The sequence below is a fragment of the Pseudomonas sp. SA195 genome, from assembly GCF_054131565.1.
In genome coordinates, this window is the sequence record NZ_CP096392.1 from 1,908,470 (window position 1) to 1,924,751 (window position 16,282).

General features: G+C 62.4%; 17 protein-coding genes. 9 read left to right on the forward strand and 8 right to left on the reverse strand.

The genetic code is table 11. From position 1 onward, the window contains the following. Positions 1-51: 51 nt before the first annotated feature. The 8 genes from pdxB (at position 52) to M1D78_RS08925 (ending at position 7,859) form a co-directional block, all read left to right on the forward strand. Positions 52-1,200 carry a 4-phosphoerythronate dehydrogenase PdxB gene (gene pdxB, locus M1D78_RS08890; RefSeq protein WP_437419608.1) on the forward strand — a complete coding sequence of 383 codons (1,149 nt, stop codon included), beginning with the start codon at positions 52-54 and terminating at the stop codon, positions 1,198-1,200. 86 nt (positions 1,201-1,286) lie between these two features. After that, positions 1,287-3,314 (forward strand): DNA polymerase III subunit gamma/tau, encoded by a 2,028-nt coding sequence (dnaX, locus tag M1D78_RS08895; protein WP_437419607.1) that lies wholly within the window; start codon positions 1,287-1,289, stop codon positions 3,312-3,314. A 17-nt stretch (positions 3,315-3,331) separates the two neighbouring features. After that, positions 3,332-3,658, forward strand: a complete 327-nt coding sequence (locus tag M1D78_RS08900) for a YbaB/EbfC family nucleoid-associated protein (RefSeq protein WP_437419606.1) — start codon at positions 3,332-3,334, stop codon at positions 3,656-3,658. Positions 3,659-3,767: 109 nt separating this feature from the next. Then, complete coding sequence (gene recR, locus M1D78_RS08905; RefSeq protein WP_437419605.1) at positions 3,768-4,367, forward strand: recombination mediator RecR; 600 nt, start codon at positions 3,768-3,770, stop codon at positions 4,365-4,367. Positions 4,368-4,551: 184 nt separating this feature from the next. Then, positions 4,552-5,541 (forward strand): ABC transporter substrate-binding protein, encoded by a 990-nt coding sequence (locus tag M1D78_RS08910; RefSeq protein ID WP_437419604.1) that lies wholly within the window; start codon positions 4,552-4,554, stop codon positions 5,539-5,541. Positions 5,542-5,632: 91 nt separating this feature from the next. Beyond that, positions 5,633-6,376, forward strand: coding sequence for an ABC transporter ATP-binding protein (locus M1D78_RS08915; protein ID WP_437419603.1), 744 nt, complete (start codon positions 5,633-5,635; stop codon positions 6,374-6,376). Further along, a complete protein-coding gene (locus tag M1D78_RS08920) occupies positions 6,376-7,149 on the forward strand; it encodes an ABC transporter permease (RefSeq protein WP_437419602.1) in 774 nt (257 codons plus the stop codon). The genes M1D78_RS08915 and M1D78_RS08920 overlap by 1 nt, the downstream gene beginning before the upstream one ends. Positions 7,150-7,160: 11 nt before the next feature. Next, a complete protein-coding gene (locus tag M1D78_RS08925; RefSeq protein ID WP_437419601.1) occupies positions 7,161-7,859 on the forward strand; it encodes a type 2 periplasmic-binding domain-containing protein in 699 nt (232 codons plus the stop codon). A 13-nt stretch (positions 7,860-7,872) separates the two neighbouring features. Here M1D78_RS08925 and M1D78_RS08930 read toward each other — a convergent pair whose 3' ends face one another. From M1D78_RS08930 to hemN, 4 genes are all read right to left on the reverse strand, one after another. Then, positions 7,873-8,478 carry an SCO family protein gene (locus M1D78_RS08930; protein WP_437419600.1) on the reverse strand — a complete coding sequence of 202 codons (606 nt, stop codon included), beginning with the start codon at positions 8,476-8,478 and terminating at the stop codon, positions 7,873-7,875. Positions 8,479-8,519: 41 nt separating this feature from the next. After that, positions 8,520-9,068, reverse strand: coding sequence for an adenine phosphoribosyltransferase (locus M1D78_RS08935; RefSeq protein WP_437419599.1), 549 nt, complete (start codon positions 9,066-9,068; stop codon positions 8,520-8,522). A gap of 14 nt (positions 9,069-9,082) precedes the next feature. Further along, positions 9,083-9,817 (reverse strand): fumarate/nitrate reduction transcriptional regulator Fnr, encoded by a 735-nt coding sequence (gene fnr / locus M1D78_RS08940; RefSeq protein ID WP_437419598.1) that lies wholly within the window; start codon positions 9,815-9,817, stop codon positions 9,083-9,085. 111 nt (positions 9,818-9,928) lie between these two features. Further along, on the reverse strand, positions 9,929-11,311 hold the full coding sequence (hemN, locus tag M1D78_RS08945; RefSeq protein ID WP_437419597.1) for an oxygen-independent coproporphyrinogen III oxidase: 1,383 nt from the start codon (positions 11,309-11,311) through the stop codon (positions 9,929-9,931). A 200-nt stretch (positions 11,312-11,511) separates the two neighbouring features. On the opposite strand from hemN, the gene nadE reads away from it, so the two are divergent. Next, positions 11,512-12,339: an ammonia-dependent NAD(+) synthetase gene (gene nadE, locus M1D78_RS08950; protein WP_437419596.1), complete on the forward strand. Its 828-nt coding sequence runs from the start codon at positions 11,512-11,514 to the stop codon at positions 12,337-12,339. 9 nt (positions 12,340-12,348) lie between these two features. Here nadE and M1D78_RS08955 read toward each other — a convergent pair whose 3' ends face one another. The 4 genes from M1D78_RS08955 to M1D78_RS08970 are packed head-to-tail and all read right to left on the reverse strand — an operon-like array spanning position 12,349 to position 16,280. Beyond that, positions 12,349-13,083: a sulfite exporter TauE/SafE family protein gene (locus M1D78_RS08955; protein ID WP_437419595.1), complete on the reverse strand. Its 735-nt coding sequence runs from the start codon at positions 13,081-13,083 to the stop codon at positions 12,349-12,351. Next, positions 13,076-13,282, reverse strand: coding sequence for a cbb3-type cytochrome oxidase assembly protein CcoS (gene ccoS, locus M1D78_RS08960; protein ID WP_437419594.1), 207 nt, complete (start codon positions 13,280-13,282; stop codon positions 13,076-13,078). The genes M1D78_RS08955 and ccoS overlap by 8 nt, the downstream gene beginning before the upstream one ends. A 24-nt stretch (positions 13,283-13,306) precedes the next feature. Then, on the reverse strand, positions 13,307-15,769 hold the full coding sequence (locus M1D78_RS08965) for a heavy metal translocating P-type ATPase (RefSeq protein ID WP_437419593.1): 2,463 nt from the start codon (positions 15,767-15,769) through the stop codon (positions 13,307-13,309). 4 nt (positions 15,770-15,773) lie between these two features. Next, complete coding sequence (locus tag M1D78_RS08970) at positions 15,774-16,280, reverse strand: FixH family protein (protein WP_437419592.1); 507 nt, start codon at positions 16,278-16,280, stop codon at positions 15,774-15,776. Positions 16,281-16,282 lie beyond the last annotated feature (2 nt).

Here is a 16,282-nt window from a genome sequence, read left to right on the forward strand (position 1 = left end):
GTCGGTGCGCCAGGCCGTCTAGAATGCCCCGACTACCGATGGAGCCAACCGATGCGCATCCTTGCTGACGAAAACATACCCCTGGTCGACGCCTTCTTCGGAGCCTTTGGCGAGATCCGCCGCATGCCTGGGCGCAGCATCAATCGAGCCGCGCTGGAGCAGGCCGATCTGTTGCTGGTGCGTTCGGTCACCCGAGTGGATCGAGAGCTGCTCGAAGGCACTCCGGTGCGCTTTGTCGGCACGTGCACCATCGGTACGGATCACCTGGACCTCGACTACATCGAGCAGGCCGGGATCCGCTGGGCCAGTGCGCCTGGCTGCAATGCGCGAGGGGTGGTCGACTACGTGCTGGGGAGCTTGCTCGCGTTGGCTGAAGGCGAGGGCGTGGCGCTGGCAGAGCGCCGGTATGGTGTGGTGGGCGCCGGGGAAGTCGGTGGCCGCCTGGTAGCGGTTTTGAAGGGGCTGGGTTGGGACGTCCGAGTTTGCGACCCGCCGCGGCAAGCGCGGGAGTTAGGCGAGTTCGTCGAGTTGCAGGAGATTATCGACGAGTGCGACGTAATCAGCCTGCACACACCGCTGACCTTGCAGGGGGAGCATGCGACGTTCCATCTGTTTAACGAAGCAAGGCTACGCGAACTGCGACCCGGCGCTTGGCTGATCAATGCCAGCCGCGGGGCCGTCGTCGACAATGCCGCCCTGCGCCGGGAACTGGCATGTCGGACGGATATCCAGGCGGTACTCGACGTTTGGGAGGACGAGCCGCTGGCCGATATCGAACTGGCGGAGCTTTGCTGGATCGCCACGCCGCATATTGCCGGCTACAGCCTGGAGGGCAAGCTCCGGGGAACGGCGCAGATCTACGAAGCCTACTGCGCAAGCCAGGGATTGGCGCCTTCGGTACCCCTGCAAGGGCTGTTGCCCAACGCACCGTTGCGTGGGCTCGCGTTTGACCGAGGCGCCGATGCCGAGCAGATGCTGGCGACGCTTTGCCGCGCCGTATATGACCCACGCAGCGACGATGCCGCGTTCCGCCGTAGCCTGGTCGGCGACGAGGCGCAGCGACGAGCCGCGTTCGACCAGCTACGCAAGCAGTATCCGCCGCGCCGGGAGATAGATGGACTGCACGTCACGCTCGATGGTGACAATGCGGCCCTCGAGCGGGTCGTCACCGCGCTCGGCGCGACGTTGCGCAGCGGCTGACCGAGCGGCGCGTCCGACGGGCCGGATGCATTTTCCGGGCTGCTCCGCTAGCATTACCCGTCCTCTGCTTTAGCCGCGATGGTGTTATGAGTTATCAGGTCCTAGCCCGAAAATGGCGTCCGCGCTCGTTCCGCGAAATGGTCGGCCAGACGCATGTGCTCAAGGCCTTGATCAATGCCCTGGACAGCCAGCGCCTGCACCATGCCTACCTGTTCACCGGTACGCGCGGCGTGGGCAAAACCACCATCGCGCGCATCATCGCCAAGTGTCTGAATTGCGAGACGGGCGTCAGCTCGACGCCCTGCGGCCAGTGTTCGGTATGCCGCGAAATCGACGAAGGCCGCTTCGTCGACCTGATCGAGGTCGATGCCGCGAGTCGCACCAAGGTGGAAGACACGCGCGAGCTGCTGGACAACGTCCAATACTCGCCCACGCGCGGCCGCTTCAAGGTCTACCTGATCGACGAAGTGCACATGCTCTCGTCGCACTCGTTCAATGCCCTGCTGAAAACGCTGGAAGAGCCGCCGCCGCACGTCAAATTCCTGCTCGCGACCACCGACCCGCAGAAATTGCCGGTGACCATTCTGTCGCGCTGCCTGCAGTTCTCCCTGAAGAACATGCCGCCAGAGCGCGTTGTCGAGCATCTAACGCACGTGCTCGGTGCCGAGCAGGTGCCCTTCGAAGAGGACGCGCTCTGGTTGTTGGGCCGCGCCGCCGATGGTTCGATGCGCGATGCAATGAGCCTCACCGACCAGGCGATCGCCTTTGGCGAGGGCAAGGTGCTGGCTGCCGATGTGCGCAGCATGCTGGGCACGCTCGATCACGGCCAGGTATTCGGGGTCCTGCATGCGTTGCTGGAGGGTGATGCACGAGCGCTGCTCGAAGCCATCCGTCAGTTGGCTGAGCAGGGGCCTGATTGGGGTGGGGTACTGGCTGAAATGCTCAACGTGCTTCACCGCGTTGCCATCGCTCAGGCGTTGCCCGAGGCGGTCGATAACGGACAGGGCGATCGTGATCGCGTCCTGGCGCTAGCGCAGGCGCTGCCCGCCGAAGACGTGCAGTTCTACTACCAGATGGGGCTGATCGGGCGCCGCGACCTGCCGCTAGCGCCAGACCCGCGCAGTGGTTTCGAAATGGTGCTGCTGCGCATGCTGGCGTTTCGGCCTGCCGATGCCGAGGGCACACCCCGAACCTCACTAAAGAGCTTGGGGGTCAGCCCGGCCACGGCTGATCCCGACCGGGAATCGGTGGCCGAGCAGCCTGCGCCGGCGGCCAGGCCGATCACCGAGCCAGCAGCACCGGTGCAGACAGTGCCGGTGCCGGTGTCGGCGCCAGTTGAGCCTGCCCACACGCAGCCGTCAGTTCCGATGCCGAGCAGCTCCGCAAGCCAGCCTATCGAGACGCTCGCTGAGCAGCCCGTCGCTCGGGCGCCGGCACCGGCCGAACCGTCGCCTTCGTTTGTCGACGTGCCTTGGGACGAGCCTCCCTCCACGCCCCCCGTCGCGGTTGAGCATGAAGCGGTTGTCGCTGCGGCCGCCCAAGTGGCCGAGCATCACGCCGCCGTGGTCGAAGTCAATGAGCCGGAAGACGATGAGCCACCGCTGACCGATGAAGATTATTTCGAGGTCGAGACGCAGGCCGAGGCTTTTCTTGACGTGCTCGACGATGCGCCAGAGGCCGCCATCGCCGAGCCGGCGCCGGCCGTACAGCCCGCGACGGGGCTGGCAGCTCAGTGGCTAGATCTTTATCTGAAGTTGGGCCTGACCGGCCTGACTGGCAGCATCGCGGCCAATTGCACGTTGATTGCGGTCGAGGGCGATCGCTGGTTGATGCATCTCGATCCTGCGCAAAGCGCGTTATTCAATGCGACGCAGCACCGGCGGCTGAACGACGCCTTGAGTGAATACCATGGGCGTAAGCTGCAACTGGACATCGAGTTGCAGACGCCGGAACAGGAAACCCCCGCGCAAGCGGCCGCACGGCGCCGTAACGAGCGGCAGCTCGAGGCTGAGCGATCGATCCAGAGTGATCCGCTGGTGCAGCAGCTGATGCAGCAGTTCGCGGCTGTTATTCGCGAAGGCACCATCGAGCCCGTAGAACAACCCGTACCCTGATTAACGAGGTGAACCCCATGATGAAAGGTGGCATGGCCGGCCTGATGAAGCAGGCGCAGCAGATGCAGGAAAAGATGCAAAAGATGCAGGAAGAGCTGGCAAACGCCGAGGTGACCGGGCAATCCGGCGCCGGGCTGGTCAGCGTTGTCATGAACGGGCGCCACGACGTCAAGCGTGTCAGTCTCGATGACAGTCTCATGCAGGAAGACAAAGAAATTCTCGAGGACCTCGTTGCCGCCGCAGTGAATGACGCCGTCCGCAAGATCGAGCAGAACAGCAAGGAAAAGATGGCAGGCATGACCGAGGGCATGCAGTTGCCGCCAGGCTTCAAGATGCCGTTCTGAGATACCGCTGGAAGCTGAGCGCCTGAGCAGGGTGTGCATAAACGTCACATCCTATCGTTCGATAAAGCTTCCGGCGCTCTTGCTTTCATATCCCAGCGTCGAGACCCAAATGAGCTTCAGCCCCCTGATTCGCCAACTCATCGATGCCTTGCGCATTCTTCCCGGAGTTGGCCAAAAAACAGCCCAGCGCATGGCCCTGCAGATGCTCGAGAGGGACCGCAGCGGGGGACTGCGGCTGGCGCAGGCGTTGACGCACGCTATGGAGAATGTCGGTTATTGCCGCCAGTGTCGCACCCTCAGCGAAGACGAACTTTGCCCACAGTGTGCGGACCCAAGGCGCGACGATTCATTGCTGTGCATCGTGCAAAGCCCGGTCGACGTCTTCGCTGTCGAACAGACGGGTTTCCGTGGCCGATATTTTGTGCTCAAGGGGCATCTGTCGCCGCTTGACGGGCTCGGACCGGAAGCGATCGGTATACCGGAGTTGCTGGCCCGCGTCGGTGAAAGCCAGTTCAGCGAGGCAATTCTCGCGACCAATCCGACCGTCGAAGGTGAGGCCACTGCTCATTACATCGCGCAGCTATTGATCCCTAAAGGCCTCACGCTTAGCCGTATTGCCCACGGGGTACCGCTTGGCGGCGAGCTTGACCTGGTCGATGGCGGAACCCTTGCCCATGCCTTCGCAGGGCGTAAGACCATCACGCTTTGATAGCACAGCTGTCATTTTTCTGAGCTATTCATAACTGTTGGTTAGCGGCATATGGCTATCTGATAGTGCAGTTCGTCTCTGTCTTCAGGTAAAGTTCTAAGCCACTAACGACTAATAACTTAATGTAAGGTCTTCCTTTCATTTTGTTATAAGACTTTTTCGGCTTGCGTACATCGAGGTTCAAATGAAAGCACGGCATTGGTTGCTTCCGGCTCTGCTCCTGGTCAGCGCATTTGCGCAGGCGGAGGAGACGTTCAAGGTTGGCTACATCCGGGTAATGGATGATGCTCAGGCGATGGTTGCCCACGAGGCCGAGCTATACAAAAAGCACGGTCTGGACGTTGAGCTGGTCGAGTTCAGCTCGGGGACTGACCTGATCAAGGCGATTGTTGGCGGGCAGCTCGATACCGGTGTGCTGGGTTTCACCAATGCTGTCGCCTGGGCTTCCAAAGGCGCGGATCTGAAAGTGGTAGGGGGCGCTCAGCAGGGTTACCACTCGATCGTGGCGCGTGAAGGGACAGGTATCGAAGAAGTCGCGGATCTCAAAGGCCACATCCTGGCGTCGCAGAAAGAGGGCAGCACCGCCGATGCCGTGTTGCGTGGCGTGACGTTCAAAGCCGCAGGTTTGAAACCGAGCGAGGTGAACATCATGGGCACCAGCCCGGCCGTGGCCGTGCAGTCGCTCGTATCCGGGCGTGCCGATGCTGCCTTTTTGTTCGAGCCCTACGATCGCATCGCCCAGCTGGTCGCACCGGTCAAGCAGGTGTACGAGATCGGTGAGGTATGGCCCTTCCCATGCATGGTCGTCATCACCTCGGGCGAGACGCTGGAAAAGCGCAAGGACGATGTTTGGAAGTCGCTCGACGCCCAGCGTGAAGCTATCGAACTGCTGGAAAACCAGCCGGCCGAAGCTGCCAAACTGATCGCCGACTACTTCATCGCTGAGCCCACGCTCAAGACGCTTAATCGCGGTGATCTGCCGCGCGAGACGGTCATCGAAGAAGCGATCGCCACCCAGACTTTCAGCGCGAAGCTGGGCGAAGAAGACCTGGCCCGTATCCAGGAGCTCGCCGACATCCTGCAGGAACTCGGTTCGCTCAAGACCCGCGACGGCAAGCCGTTCGATACCAGCGCCATCCTCGACCTGTCCTGGCAGCAGGCTCGCGAACTCTAATTTCGGCGCGTTACCGTTCGAACACTGCCCGGCCGAGTGCCGGGCAGTGTCATTAAGTCCCAGGCCAGGGTTATCGAGGTCGCAGCACAGCATGCAGCTCAGGTTCGAAAACGTAGACAAGCAGTTTGGGCAATTGGAAGTCATCAAAGGCTTCAGCGGCGAGTTCGCCCAAGGCGAGCTGGTTGCCCTGGTCGGGCCTTCCGGCTGCGGAAAATCCACTCTGTTGCATTTGGTCGCTGGGTTGGAAAACCCAACCGCCGGCCATGTGCTTGCCGACGGCAAGCGTATTCCCGGCCCAAGCCCTCGTCGTACGCTGGTGTTTCAGGAGCACGCTCTGTATCCGTGGCTGAACCTCCAGGCTAACGTGGCGATGGCGCTTGAACTCCAGGGTGTGGCCAAGGCCAGCGCGTTCGATCAAGCCAAGACCTGGCTGGCACGGGTAAGCCTTGAGGGGTTCGAGCACTACTACCCGCACCAGGTTTCCGGAGGCATGCGCCAGCGTACTGCCTTGGCACGTGCCTTCATCGCAAAGCCCGAGGTGCTCCTGCTAGACGAGCCATTCGGAGCGCTCGATGCCCTGACGCGGATGGCGCTACAGGACGTGCTACGAGAGCTCATCGACGAACATCTACCGACTGTGCTCCTAGTGACGCACGATGTCGACGAGGCGCTTTACCTGGCCGACCATATTCTCGTGTTCAGCGCGCGCCCGGCGCGGGTGCTGAAAACGTTCAATTTCACCCACTGCGAGAAGAGCCACGATCTGTCTGAATTCGCGGCGGAGCGGCGTGAAATCCTCAGCCTGCTGGGCATCAAGACGGAGGTTGGACACTGATGAGTCAGGGGCGTCGTCTAACCGGTCCGAAGAAATATCTCGCTGTTGTTCTGGCGATCCTGTTCATTCTGTTGATCTGGCAAGCGGCTGCCTGGAGCTTGCCCGCGTTTCTCATGCCCGGCATTCCAACCGTGTTCGACCGGCTGCTGGCAACCGTACAGGAGCCTGAATTCCGCGAGGGGCTGTACGGCAGCATGAGCCGCCTCGGAAGCGGCTATAGCTTCGCCTTGCTGTTCGGTATCGGCTTTGGCCTGGTCGGAGGGGTGTTGTTCTTCTTTCGCGAGATCCTTCGTTCCGCCATCGTCATCCTTCAGTCGATCCCCTCGATCGCATGGGTGCCACTGTTTCTCATCGTGATGGGCTTCGGCAACCTGCCGATCATCGTGGTGGTCGCACTGGCTGCATTCTTCCCGATGGCGCTCTCGGTGATGAATGCGACCGAAAGCGTGCAGCCGGTACATGTATCGGCCGCGCGGGTCATGGGCGCTTCACGTTGGCAACTGCTCAAGCGGGTTTATTTGCCTGCCGTGATGCCGGAGTTGATCACCGGCGCGCAATTGGCGTTCGGCAACGCCTGGCGTGCGTTGATCTCCGCCGAGATGCTGATCGGATTTGGCCAGGGGCTGGGCCGTTCGCTTGCCTATTCCGGAGAGATCGCCGACATGACCGGCGTGATGATGAATATTCTGGTTATCGCCATCCTGGCCACGATCATCGATCAGGTGGTGCTGGAAAAATTCAAGCAACGGATGCTTCGCTACCAGTACGTGTGACGGGAGGCTCCGTGTTCAAGACTGCTGCTCGGTTTGCGTTGCTTGCACTAGTACCTTGTGCCGTATTGGCTGAGCCCCTGCGCGCGTCGTTGACCGGCGATTATCGACCGCTGACCGCCAGCGAAGCCGAGGCGTCGCAAGAGGGTTTTGAGGCTGCGTTACTGGCGATGCTGGCAGGCTCGCGGGGTTTCATGCTCACGGACGATTCGACTGCGGAGCTGCGTCTCGGGTCGGGCGAGGCGGGCGAGACCTATTACGCAAGCGAAGCCTCGGCGCTGGCGGCCACCGAAGGTGGCCCCAGGGATTGGTCGGCGCTGGCGGGGCAAACATTCTGCATTCGCGCTGGCAGCCCTTACGAGGCAGACATTGCGGCGCGTTTCGATGCCCAGCCACGCCGTTACCCCAGTGCGGCGCAGGCGTTGATCGGGCTCAAGCTCGGCGAATGCAGCGTGGTCGTCGAGGATCGGCTGTTGTTGGAGAATATCGCCGCGCTACCCGAGTGGCAGCGCTATAACCATCAGTTTCCCGTGCTTGAGGATCAGACTGTGCGGCTGCAGGTCACCGCAACGGACGCCCCCGACCAGTCCGCCCTAGCGCAGACGCTGACGAACTGGCGCGACGAAGGCAAGCTGGCGGAGCTGACCCAGTATTGGATAGATGAGGTCGCGTTTCAGGCTTATGTGCTGGCCGATACCCTGGACTGCCACTAGTCGGCTGCGGCGCTTACTTTGCTTGCATGATGTCTGGCAGCGCCCGCTGGAGGCCCTCCAGCGCTAGCGGTGCCCGAATATGACCCTGCAGCTTGCCCTCAGGGCTTACGAGGGCAATGTTGCCGCTGTGGCTCACGCTGTAGTTGCCTTGCGTCTCCTTGACAGGAACGAACGGCAGGCCCAAGGCGCGAGATAGCTGTTGCAGTGCGGCCATTTCGCCCGTAAGCCCCTTGAAGCCAGCCCGGTAGTAGCTCAGGTAGGTCTCAAGTTTGTCGGGTGTGTCGCGCGCCGGGTCGGCGGTGACCAGTACTAACTGCAGCTCTTTGCGTACTTCGTCCGGCAGGGTGCTGAACAGGCGGCGCATGTCGCTGAGCGTCGTCGGGCATACGTCGGGGCAGGACGTAAAGCCAAAGAACACCAGGTGCCAGCGACCTAGCCATTGCTCCGCGGAAAAGGGCTTCCCCTGTTCATCGACCAACGTGATCGCCGGCAGGTTGCGCTCGCGTGGTAGCAGCAGGATATTCGCTTCGTCCAGCAGGGCGTGGCGGTCGACGGCGATGGTGGGCAGTGGCAGGGCCAACATCCCAATCAGCACAGCGGAGATCAGATAGCTAGGCATCCGACGGCGTTTTTCCTCGCTCCGCATGCCCAGCATGGCTGTCAACGCTCGTTCAGCGTGAAAGCGGTAAGGGTGAAGGTCGGAATGCCCATGTCCTGTAGTTTGCGTGAGCCACCTAGCTCCGGCAGGTCAATGATCGCAGCCGCTTCATGGATACGCGCGCCCATGCGCCGTACCAACTGAGCCGCAGCAACCAGCGTGCCGCCCGTGGCGATCAGGTCATCGATCAACAGTACTGAGTCGCCTTCGCACAGGCTATCGGCATGGACCTCCAGAAAGGCTTCACCGTATTCGGTCCGGTACGACTCTTCCAGCACGTCCGCGGGCAATTTACCTTTCTTGCGGAACAGGATCAGCGGACGGTTGAGCTCGTAGGCGAGGATAGAGCCAATGATGAAGCCGCGTGCATCCAGGGCGCCGACGTGGCTGAAGTCGGTTTCGACGTAGCGTTGGATGAGGCTGTCCGCCACCATGCGCAGAGCTTTGGGTGACTGCAGCAACGGCGTGATGTCGCGAAAGATCACGCCTTCGCTAGGGAAATCCGGGACGGGGCGGATCAGCGTCTTGATCGAGAATTCGTCAAAAATCATGAAGGCTCCTGGCTTCAGGCATCCATGTTGCCGCCGGCTAGGGCGCACAGGCGAATGGAGTCGAGGATGCGCACTTCCTTGCCTTCGGCTTCGATGAGGCCGTTCGACTGGAAGCGGGTAAAGACGCGCGATACGGTCTCGACGGCGAGGCCTAGGTAACTGCCGATCTCGTTGCGCGACATGGGCAGCCGGAACTGGTTAGCCGAGAAACCCCGCGCGCTGAAACGGGCGGAAAGGTTGATCAAAAACGTGGCGATACGCTCGTCTGCAGTCTTCTTCGACAGCAGCAGCATCATCTGCTGATCATCACGGATTTCGCGGCTCATGATGCGCATCAGCTGGCGACGCAACTGCGGCAATAGCACGCTCAACTCATCCAAACGCTCGAACGGAATTTCGCAAACCGATGTGGTTTCCAGAGCCTGCGCGGACACCGGGTAGGCCTCGGTGTCCATGCCGGACAGGCCAACCATCTCACTGGGCAGGTGGAAACCGGTGATCTGCTCCTCGCCGGCATCGGTCACGCTAAAGGTACGCAGCGCACCGGAGCGAATCGCGAATACGGAGTTGAAGGCATCGCCCTGGCGGAACAGCATGTCGCCTTTCTTCAGCGGGCGGCCGCGCTTGACGATCTCGTCGAGTGCCTCCATGTCCTGCATGTTGAGCGAAAGCGGCAGGCACAGGCCGGACAGGCTGCAATCCTTGCAGTTGGCTTGCCGCTGTGCGCGGACCTTGATCGACTCGGACATCGGGGGATTCCTGGAAAGCCTTACGTGGCACGCAAGATTAACTCAGGAACCGAGTCAGGCCAATTGGGCACCGAGGTCGCAGGGTTGTCGATCCGCTGAGTGACCGGTCCGTCAGATCACCCGCGAGAAGCGGCTCTGCGCATGCTCCGGTAGGTAGTGATCGAACTGCATGCAGATGGCGCGAATCAGCAGGCGACCGGCAGGCAATACAAGGAGCCGGTCGTCGCCGAGCTGGATGAGACCGTCCGACGCCATTTGCTCGAGGCCGGGCCAGGCCGTAGCAAAGTACTCGTGGAAGCGGATCTCGAAGCGCGCATCGATCGGCGCGAATTGCACCTCGAAGTCACAGATCAAGCGCTGTATGACCTCTTGCCGGATCCGATCGTCATCGTTGCAACGCAAGCCGCGGGACGTGGCGAGCTGGTCCTGGTCGAGCGACTGTTGGTAGAGCGTGATGTCGCTGTGATTCTGGCAAAACAGGTCCCCGACCTGGCTGATGGCGGAAACGCCAAGCCCAACCAGGTCGCAATGGCCATGAGTGGTGTAGCCCTGGAAGTTTCGCTGCAGCGTGCCGTCTTCCTGGGCCATGGCAAGTTCATCGTCCGGCAGGGCGAAATGATCCATGCCGATGTAGCGATAGCCCGCGCGGGTCAGACGTTCGACGCTTTCCTGCAACATTTGCAGCTTGTCCGCAGATGCGGGTAGCTGCATGGGGTCGATACGTCGTTGCGCCATGAAGCGCTCGGGCAGGTGAGCGTAGTTGAACACAGAGATGCGATCGGGCTGCAGCGCGATCACTGTATCGAGGGTCTGCGCGAAACGCGCCGGCGTCTGCAGCGGCAGTCCATAGATCAGGTCCATGTTGATGGAGCGGTACTGCAATGTGCGGGCTGCTTCGACGATGGTTTGTGTCTGCTCCAGCGTCTGCATGCGGTTCACAGCACGCTGGACCTCGGGGTCGAGGTCCTGGACGCCGATGCTGACCCGATTGAAGCCGAGCTCACGCAGCACGCCCATGGTTGGCCAGTCGGCCTCGCGCGGGTCGATCTCGATGCTGAAGTCGCCGTGGTCGTCGTCCTGCAGGGTGAAATGTCGACGCAGGTGGGTCATTAGCCGACGCAGCTCGTCGTGGCTGAGGAATGTCGGCGTCCCGCCGCCCAGATGCAATTGCTCGACCACCTGCTCGGCTGCCAGGTGGCAGGCAACCGATTCGATTTCTCGCTCGAGCCGCTCCAGATAGGGTAGGGCGCGGCCGCGGTCTTTGGTAATCACCTTGTTGCAGCCGCAGTAGTAGCAGACGTTGGCGCAGAACGGCAGATGAACGTAGAGCGACAGCGGCCGGTGTGCCTGGCGACTGGCGCGCAGCGCGGCGAGGAGGTCGAACGACCCCACCGAGCCGTTGAACTGGAGCGCAGTCGGATAGGAGGTGTAGCGCGGCCCGGCCTGGTCGTAACGGCGTATCAGGTCGGTATTCCAGCGGACGGCGTCTAGCATCTTGGCGTCTCGGTGTGACTGCAGTGGGCCAGATTCTAGGGGGCGTGCCATCCCACAGACTTGACCTGTATCAAGCCACTCTGGAGCCCAAGACCGCGTGCGGGACGAGTGGCATCTCGGGGAAGATTTATTTCGCCAGATGTGGTCGGATTGTCAGAACAGGTAAATCAACGCATCGACCTTTCACAGGAGATCAGTTCATGCACAGCCGCCAGCAAGAGATCGCTGCTGCACTCGGCGTCCGCCCGGCCTTCGACGGGGCGCAGTCCATCCAGGCCGAAATCGACCGGCGCATAGCCTTCATCCAACGCTGCCTGCGTGAGTCCGGCATGAAGACATTGGTGCTCGGCATCAGTGGTGGTGTCGACTCGACCACGGCCGGCCTTTTGGCGCAGCGGGCAGTCGAGGGGATGCGCGCCGCGGGTGACGGTGACGACTATCGGTTCATCGCGGTTCGCTTGCCGTATCAGGTTCAGCACGACGAGGACGAAGCACAGCTGGCCGTCGATACGATCAAGCCGGACGAGTGCCATACGGTGAACATCGGTGCGGCTGTTCAGGGGTTGTCGCGTGCGACCGAGGCGCTCGACGTGCTCGATCCCAAGGCTCGGGATTTCGTTCTGGGCAATACCAAGGCGCGGATGCGCATGGTGGCGCAATACACGATCGCCAATGCCCGCCAAGGACTGGTCATTGGCACTGACCACGCGGCAGAGGCCGTGATGGGATTCTTCACCAAGTTCGGGGACGGCGCGTGTGATTTGACGCCGCTAGCCGGATTGGTCAAGCGTCAGGTCCGGGCGCTGGCCGCTGCGCTCGGCGCACCTGAGCAGCTGGTCAAGAAAGTCCCGACAGCGGATCTGGAGGAGTTGTCGCCCGGCAAGCCGGACGAGGAAGCGCATGGAGTCAGCTACCAGCAGATCGACGATTTCCTACAGGGCCTCGAGATCGATGACGAAGCGGCGGGAATCATTGTCGCGGCTTACGACAAGACCGCGCACAAGCGTCAATTGCCGAAGGAGCCCTGAGGCCGCCAGTCAGTGGCTATGCTGGTGGGTGGGAACTTCATGCGCCGGCGTCGTCGCGCCGCCGTGCCCCATCAGCCATTGCTGATGCGGGCCGGGTAGCGTCCAGAGTCCGAATAGCATGACCACGACACCGCCCAGCCTCCGGACGTTGCGCTTGCGCAGCAGGGCAGTGATACGTTCGGCCGCGAGGCCGGTCGCGAGCAACACCGGCCAGGTCCCCACACCGAACGCCAGCATCAGCAGCGCGCTGTCCAGTGCGTCGCCTTGGCTGGCCGACCATAGCAGCGTGCTGTACACCAACCCGCAAGGCAGCCAGCCCCAGAGCGTACCGAGCAGCAGCGCCTGCGGCAGGTTGCGCACCGGCATCAGCCTGCTGGCAATCGGCTGGATGCGTTTCCACAGACCGCGCCCGATGGCTTCCACGCGTGTCAAGCCGTTCCACCACCCAGCCAAATAGAGCCCCATGCTTATCAACAATGCTGCGGCGAGTACGCGCAAGGCCGTGGCGGCAGGGCTGTTGGCGACCGCCCAGCCTGCAAGCCCGATGACCAATCCGGCCACGGCATAACTCAGGACGCGGCCCAGGTTGTAGGCGAGCAGCAGGCGCAGCCGGCGGTTGCGTTGCTCGGGTGGGATCGCCATGGTCAGCGCACCCATCAACCCACCGCACATGCCCAAACAGTGGCCGCCGCCGAGTAGGCCGAGCACGAAGGCAGACAGCAGCGCGGGCAACAGCTCAATCACGCTTGGTTCGCTCCTGGTCCGATTGGTCAGCCTGTTCGAGGCCGGCCTTGTGCTTGGGGTCCTCATCATCGAACAGAATGCTGTGGGCGGGGCCGTCCAGATCGTCGTATTGTCCGCTATCGACGGCCCAGAAAAAGACCCAGATGGCGAGGGCGACGAGCACCACCGCGACGGGAATCAAAATATAGAGTGCGGCCATGTCGGCTCCGTGCTGCAGGAAGGGTCAGTTAGGCGTTGCCGACCATCCTACGCCAGGCGTCTCGGGCTGTCCTACGCTAGGGGCGACAGGGGTTCGGGTCAGGCGCAGAGCGTTCAGGACGACAAGCAGCGAGCTGGCGGACATGCCTAGCGCCGCCCACATCGGCGTCACCCAGCCGATCGCGGCGAAGGGCAGAATAAGGCCGTTGTACAGGCTGGCCCAGGCCAGGTTTTCAATGATGATACGGCGGCTGCGACGGGCTACGTCGAAGGCCTGGACAAGGCTTTCCAGCCGGTTGGATAGCAGGACGGCATCGGCGCTGGTCTTGGCTAGGTCCGTGGCCGAGCCCATGGCGACGCTGATGTCGGCTGCGGCCATCACCGGTACGTCGTTGACGCCGTCACCGATCATCAATACACGTCGCCCTTCGGCTTGCAGCGCGTGCAGGCGGCTCAGCTTGTCAGCTGGGGTGAGGCCGCCATGCGCGGTGTCGAAAGCCAGTAGCTGAGCGATTTCCCCAACCATGGGTGAGCTGTCACCGGATAGGAGAACGGTGTGCCAACCGCGCCGGCGACAGGTTTCCAGGAGCGCTGGTGCATCGCGGCGCAGGCGATCATCGAGCACTAGCCACGCCAGCGGGCCGTTGCGGTCGCCGAGCAGCAACCATTGACCTTGCTCGCCCGGAATTGACAGTGCCTGGCCACCATAACCTTCGGCCACGAAACCCGGTTGGCCGATGCGCAATGTGCGGTCGCCTACCGAGCCCTGCAGGCCGAGGCCCGGCACGCTCTCGACCGAGTCGGCCGCCTGGGGCGCACGGCCGAACGCTTTGGCAATGGGGTGCTCGGAGCGGTTTTCCAGTGCTGCCGCCAGCTCCAGGCAGGCATCAACATCAAGCGTGCCCAGCGGCCTGATTTCGCTAAGGGTGAGACGGCCCTCGGTGAGTGTGCCGGTCTTATCGAAAATCACGGTATCGATGTGGTTGAGCCCTTCGAGCACATGGCCGCGAGTTAGCAGCAGGCCCAGCTTGTGCAAGGTGCCCGTCGCGGTAGTGAGGGCAGTGGGCGTGGCCAGCGAGAGCGCGCAGGGGCAGGTCGCGACGAGCAGCGCCAGTACGATCCAGAAGGCACGCGTCGGGTCGATCAGCCACCAGACCAGGCCGACAACGACCGCGGTACCCAGCACGATGAGCAGAAACCATTGCGCAACCCGGTCAGCCAGCTCGGCCAGCCGCGGCTTGTCCGACTGGGCGCGTTCGAGCAGGCGGACAATGGCGGACAGGCGAGTATCGTCGCCCAGGGCCTGTACCTGCACCACGAGCGCGCCTTCGACATTGAGGGTGCCAGCGGTGACTTGCTCGCCTGCGCTGCGTGCCTGCGGCAGGTATTCCCCAGTCAGCACCGATTCGTCGACGCTCGAATGGCCGTCAAGAATGAGCCCATCCGCCGGGATCAGTGCCCCGGGCTGGACCAGCACGCGGTCACCGATGTGCAGATCGCTGAGCAGGATGCGATCCGCTTGGTCCGCATCCGACAACCGCAGGCACGAAGCCGGGAGCAGATTGACCAGCTGCGCCGTGGCCGCGGCGGTCCGCTCGCGTGCACGGCGCTCGAGGAAACGCCCTGCGAGCAGGAACAGGGCGAACATGCCGACAGCATCGAAATACAGCTCACCGGTGCCGGTCATCGTCGACCAGATCCCGGCCAGGTAGGCGCCGCCAATGGCGAGCGAGACGGACACGTCCATGGTCAGGTGGCGGGTGCGCAGATCTCGCACGGCGCCCTTGAAGAAGTCGGTGCAGCAATAGAAGACGATCGGCGTGGTCAGCAGCAGGGCCGTCCAACGCAGGATGGTCGCCATGCCCGGTGTGAGGTCGATGTTGAATTCGGGCCAGGTGGCCATGGTCGCCATCATGACCTGCATCCACAGCAGACCGGTAACGCCGAGCTGGCGCATGCTGCGGCGATTTTCCCGAGCAAGGCGCTCGGCGGCCTGGTCGGCCTGGTAGGGGTGGGCGGCGTAGCCGATGCGCCTGAGTTCGGCGAGCAGCTCGCTTAACGGGAGCTTGGCATCGCTCCAACGCACCCGCAGGCGGTGATTAGAGAGGTTCAGGCTGGCTTCGGCGACACCGTCGAGCCCGCGCAGATGACGTTCGATCAGCCAGCCGCAGGCGGCACAGCTGATGCCCTCTATCATCAGTGCGGTGCTGGCGTACTCGCCCTCGTGCTCGACGAAGGGTTCCTGAACGTCCTTACGGTCATACAGTGACAATTCTTCGCCCAGCGCCTGGGGCAGGGCGCCAGGGTTGATCGACGCATCGCTGCGGTGCAGGTAATAGCTCTGCAGGCCGCCCTGGACGATCGCTTCGGCCACGGCCTGACAGCCTGGGCAGCAAAATGCGCGCGCCTCGTCGAGAACCCGTGCGTGGTAATGGCTGCCGGCTGGCACCGGCAACCCGCAGTGATAACAGGGGGTCGGGGTCGCCATCAGATCAGTGGGTCAGATCCATGGCGTGCCCGCTGGCAACCTCGTTTTCTTCGAAAAGACGCCAGTCCTGATCGCCTTCGCGACCGAGCAGTTCGACGAACCGCCGACCGGTTACCGCCTCCTGCATCTGCCCCTGATAGATGCCGTCGCCTTGGGGTTGCAGGACCACCCGGCGATCGCGCTCGGGTTGAGTGGGGGAGAGCAAGTTGAGCACGAGTTGCTGCGGGCGGCTGTTGCCGCTGAGCTGAACTTCGGCCAAGCCACGGTCCTCATCCAGGGTCACGCGGGCCTGAACCTGCAGGCGCTCGGCGAGCTTTTCGCGTTCGAGCGACTGGTTGATGCCCTTTCCGGCATCGTAGTAGTTGTCGGAGACCAGGCTATCGGCGTTGCGAATCGCAATGGTGAGCATGGAGGTGCCGAGGATCACCGAAATCAGCAGGATGCCGATCACGAACCAAGCCCAGAACTGCGTGTACCAGCGTGTCTGCTTTTCGTTATCTGAAGCGTTCATAT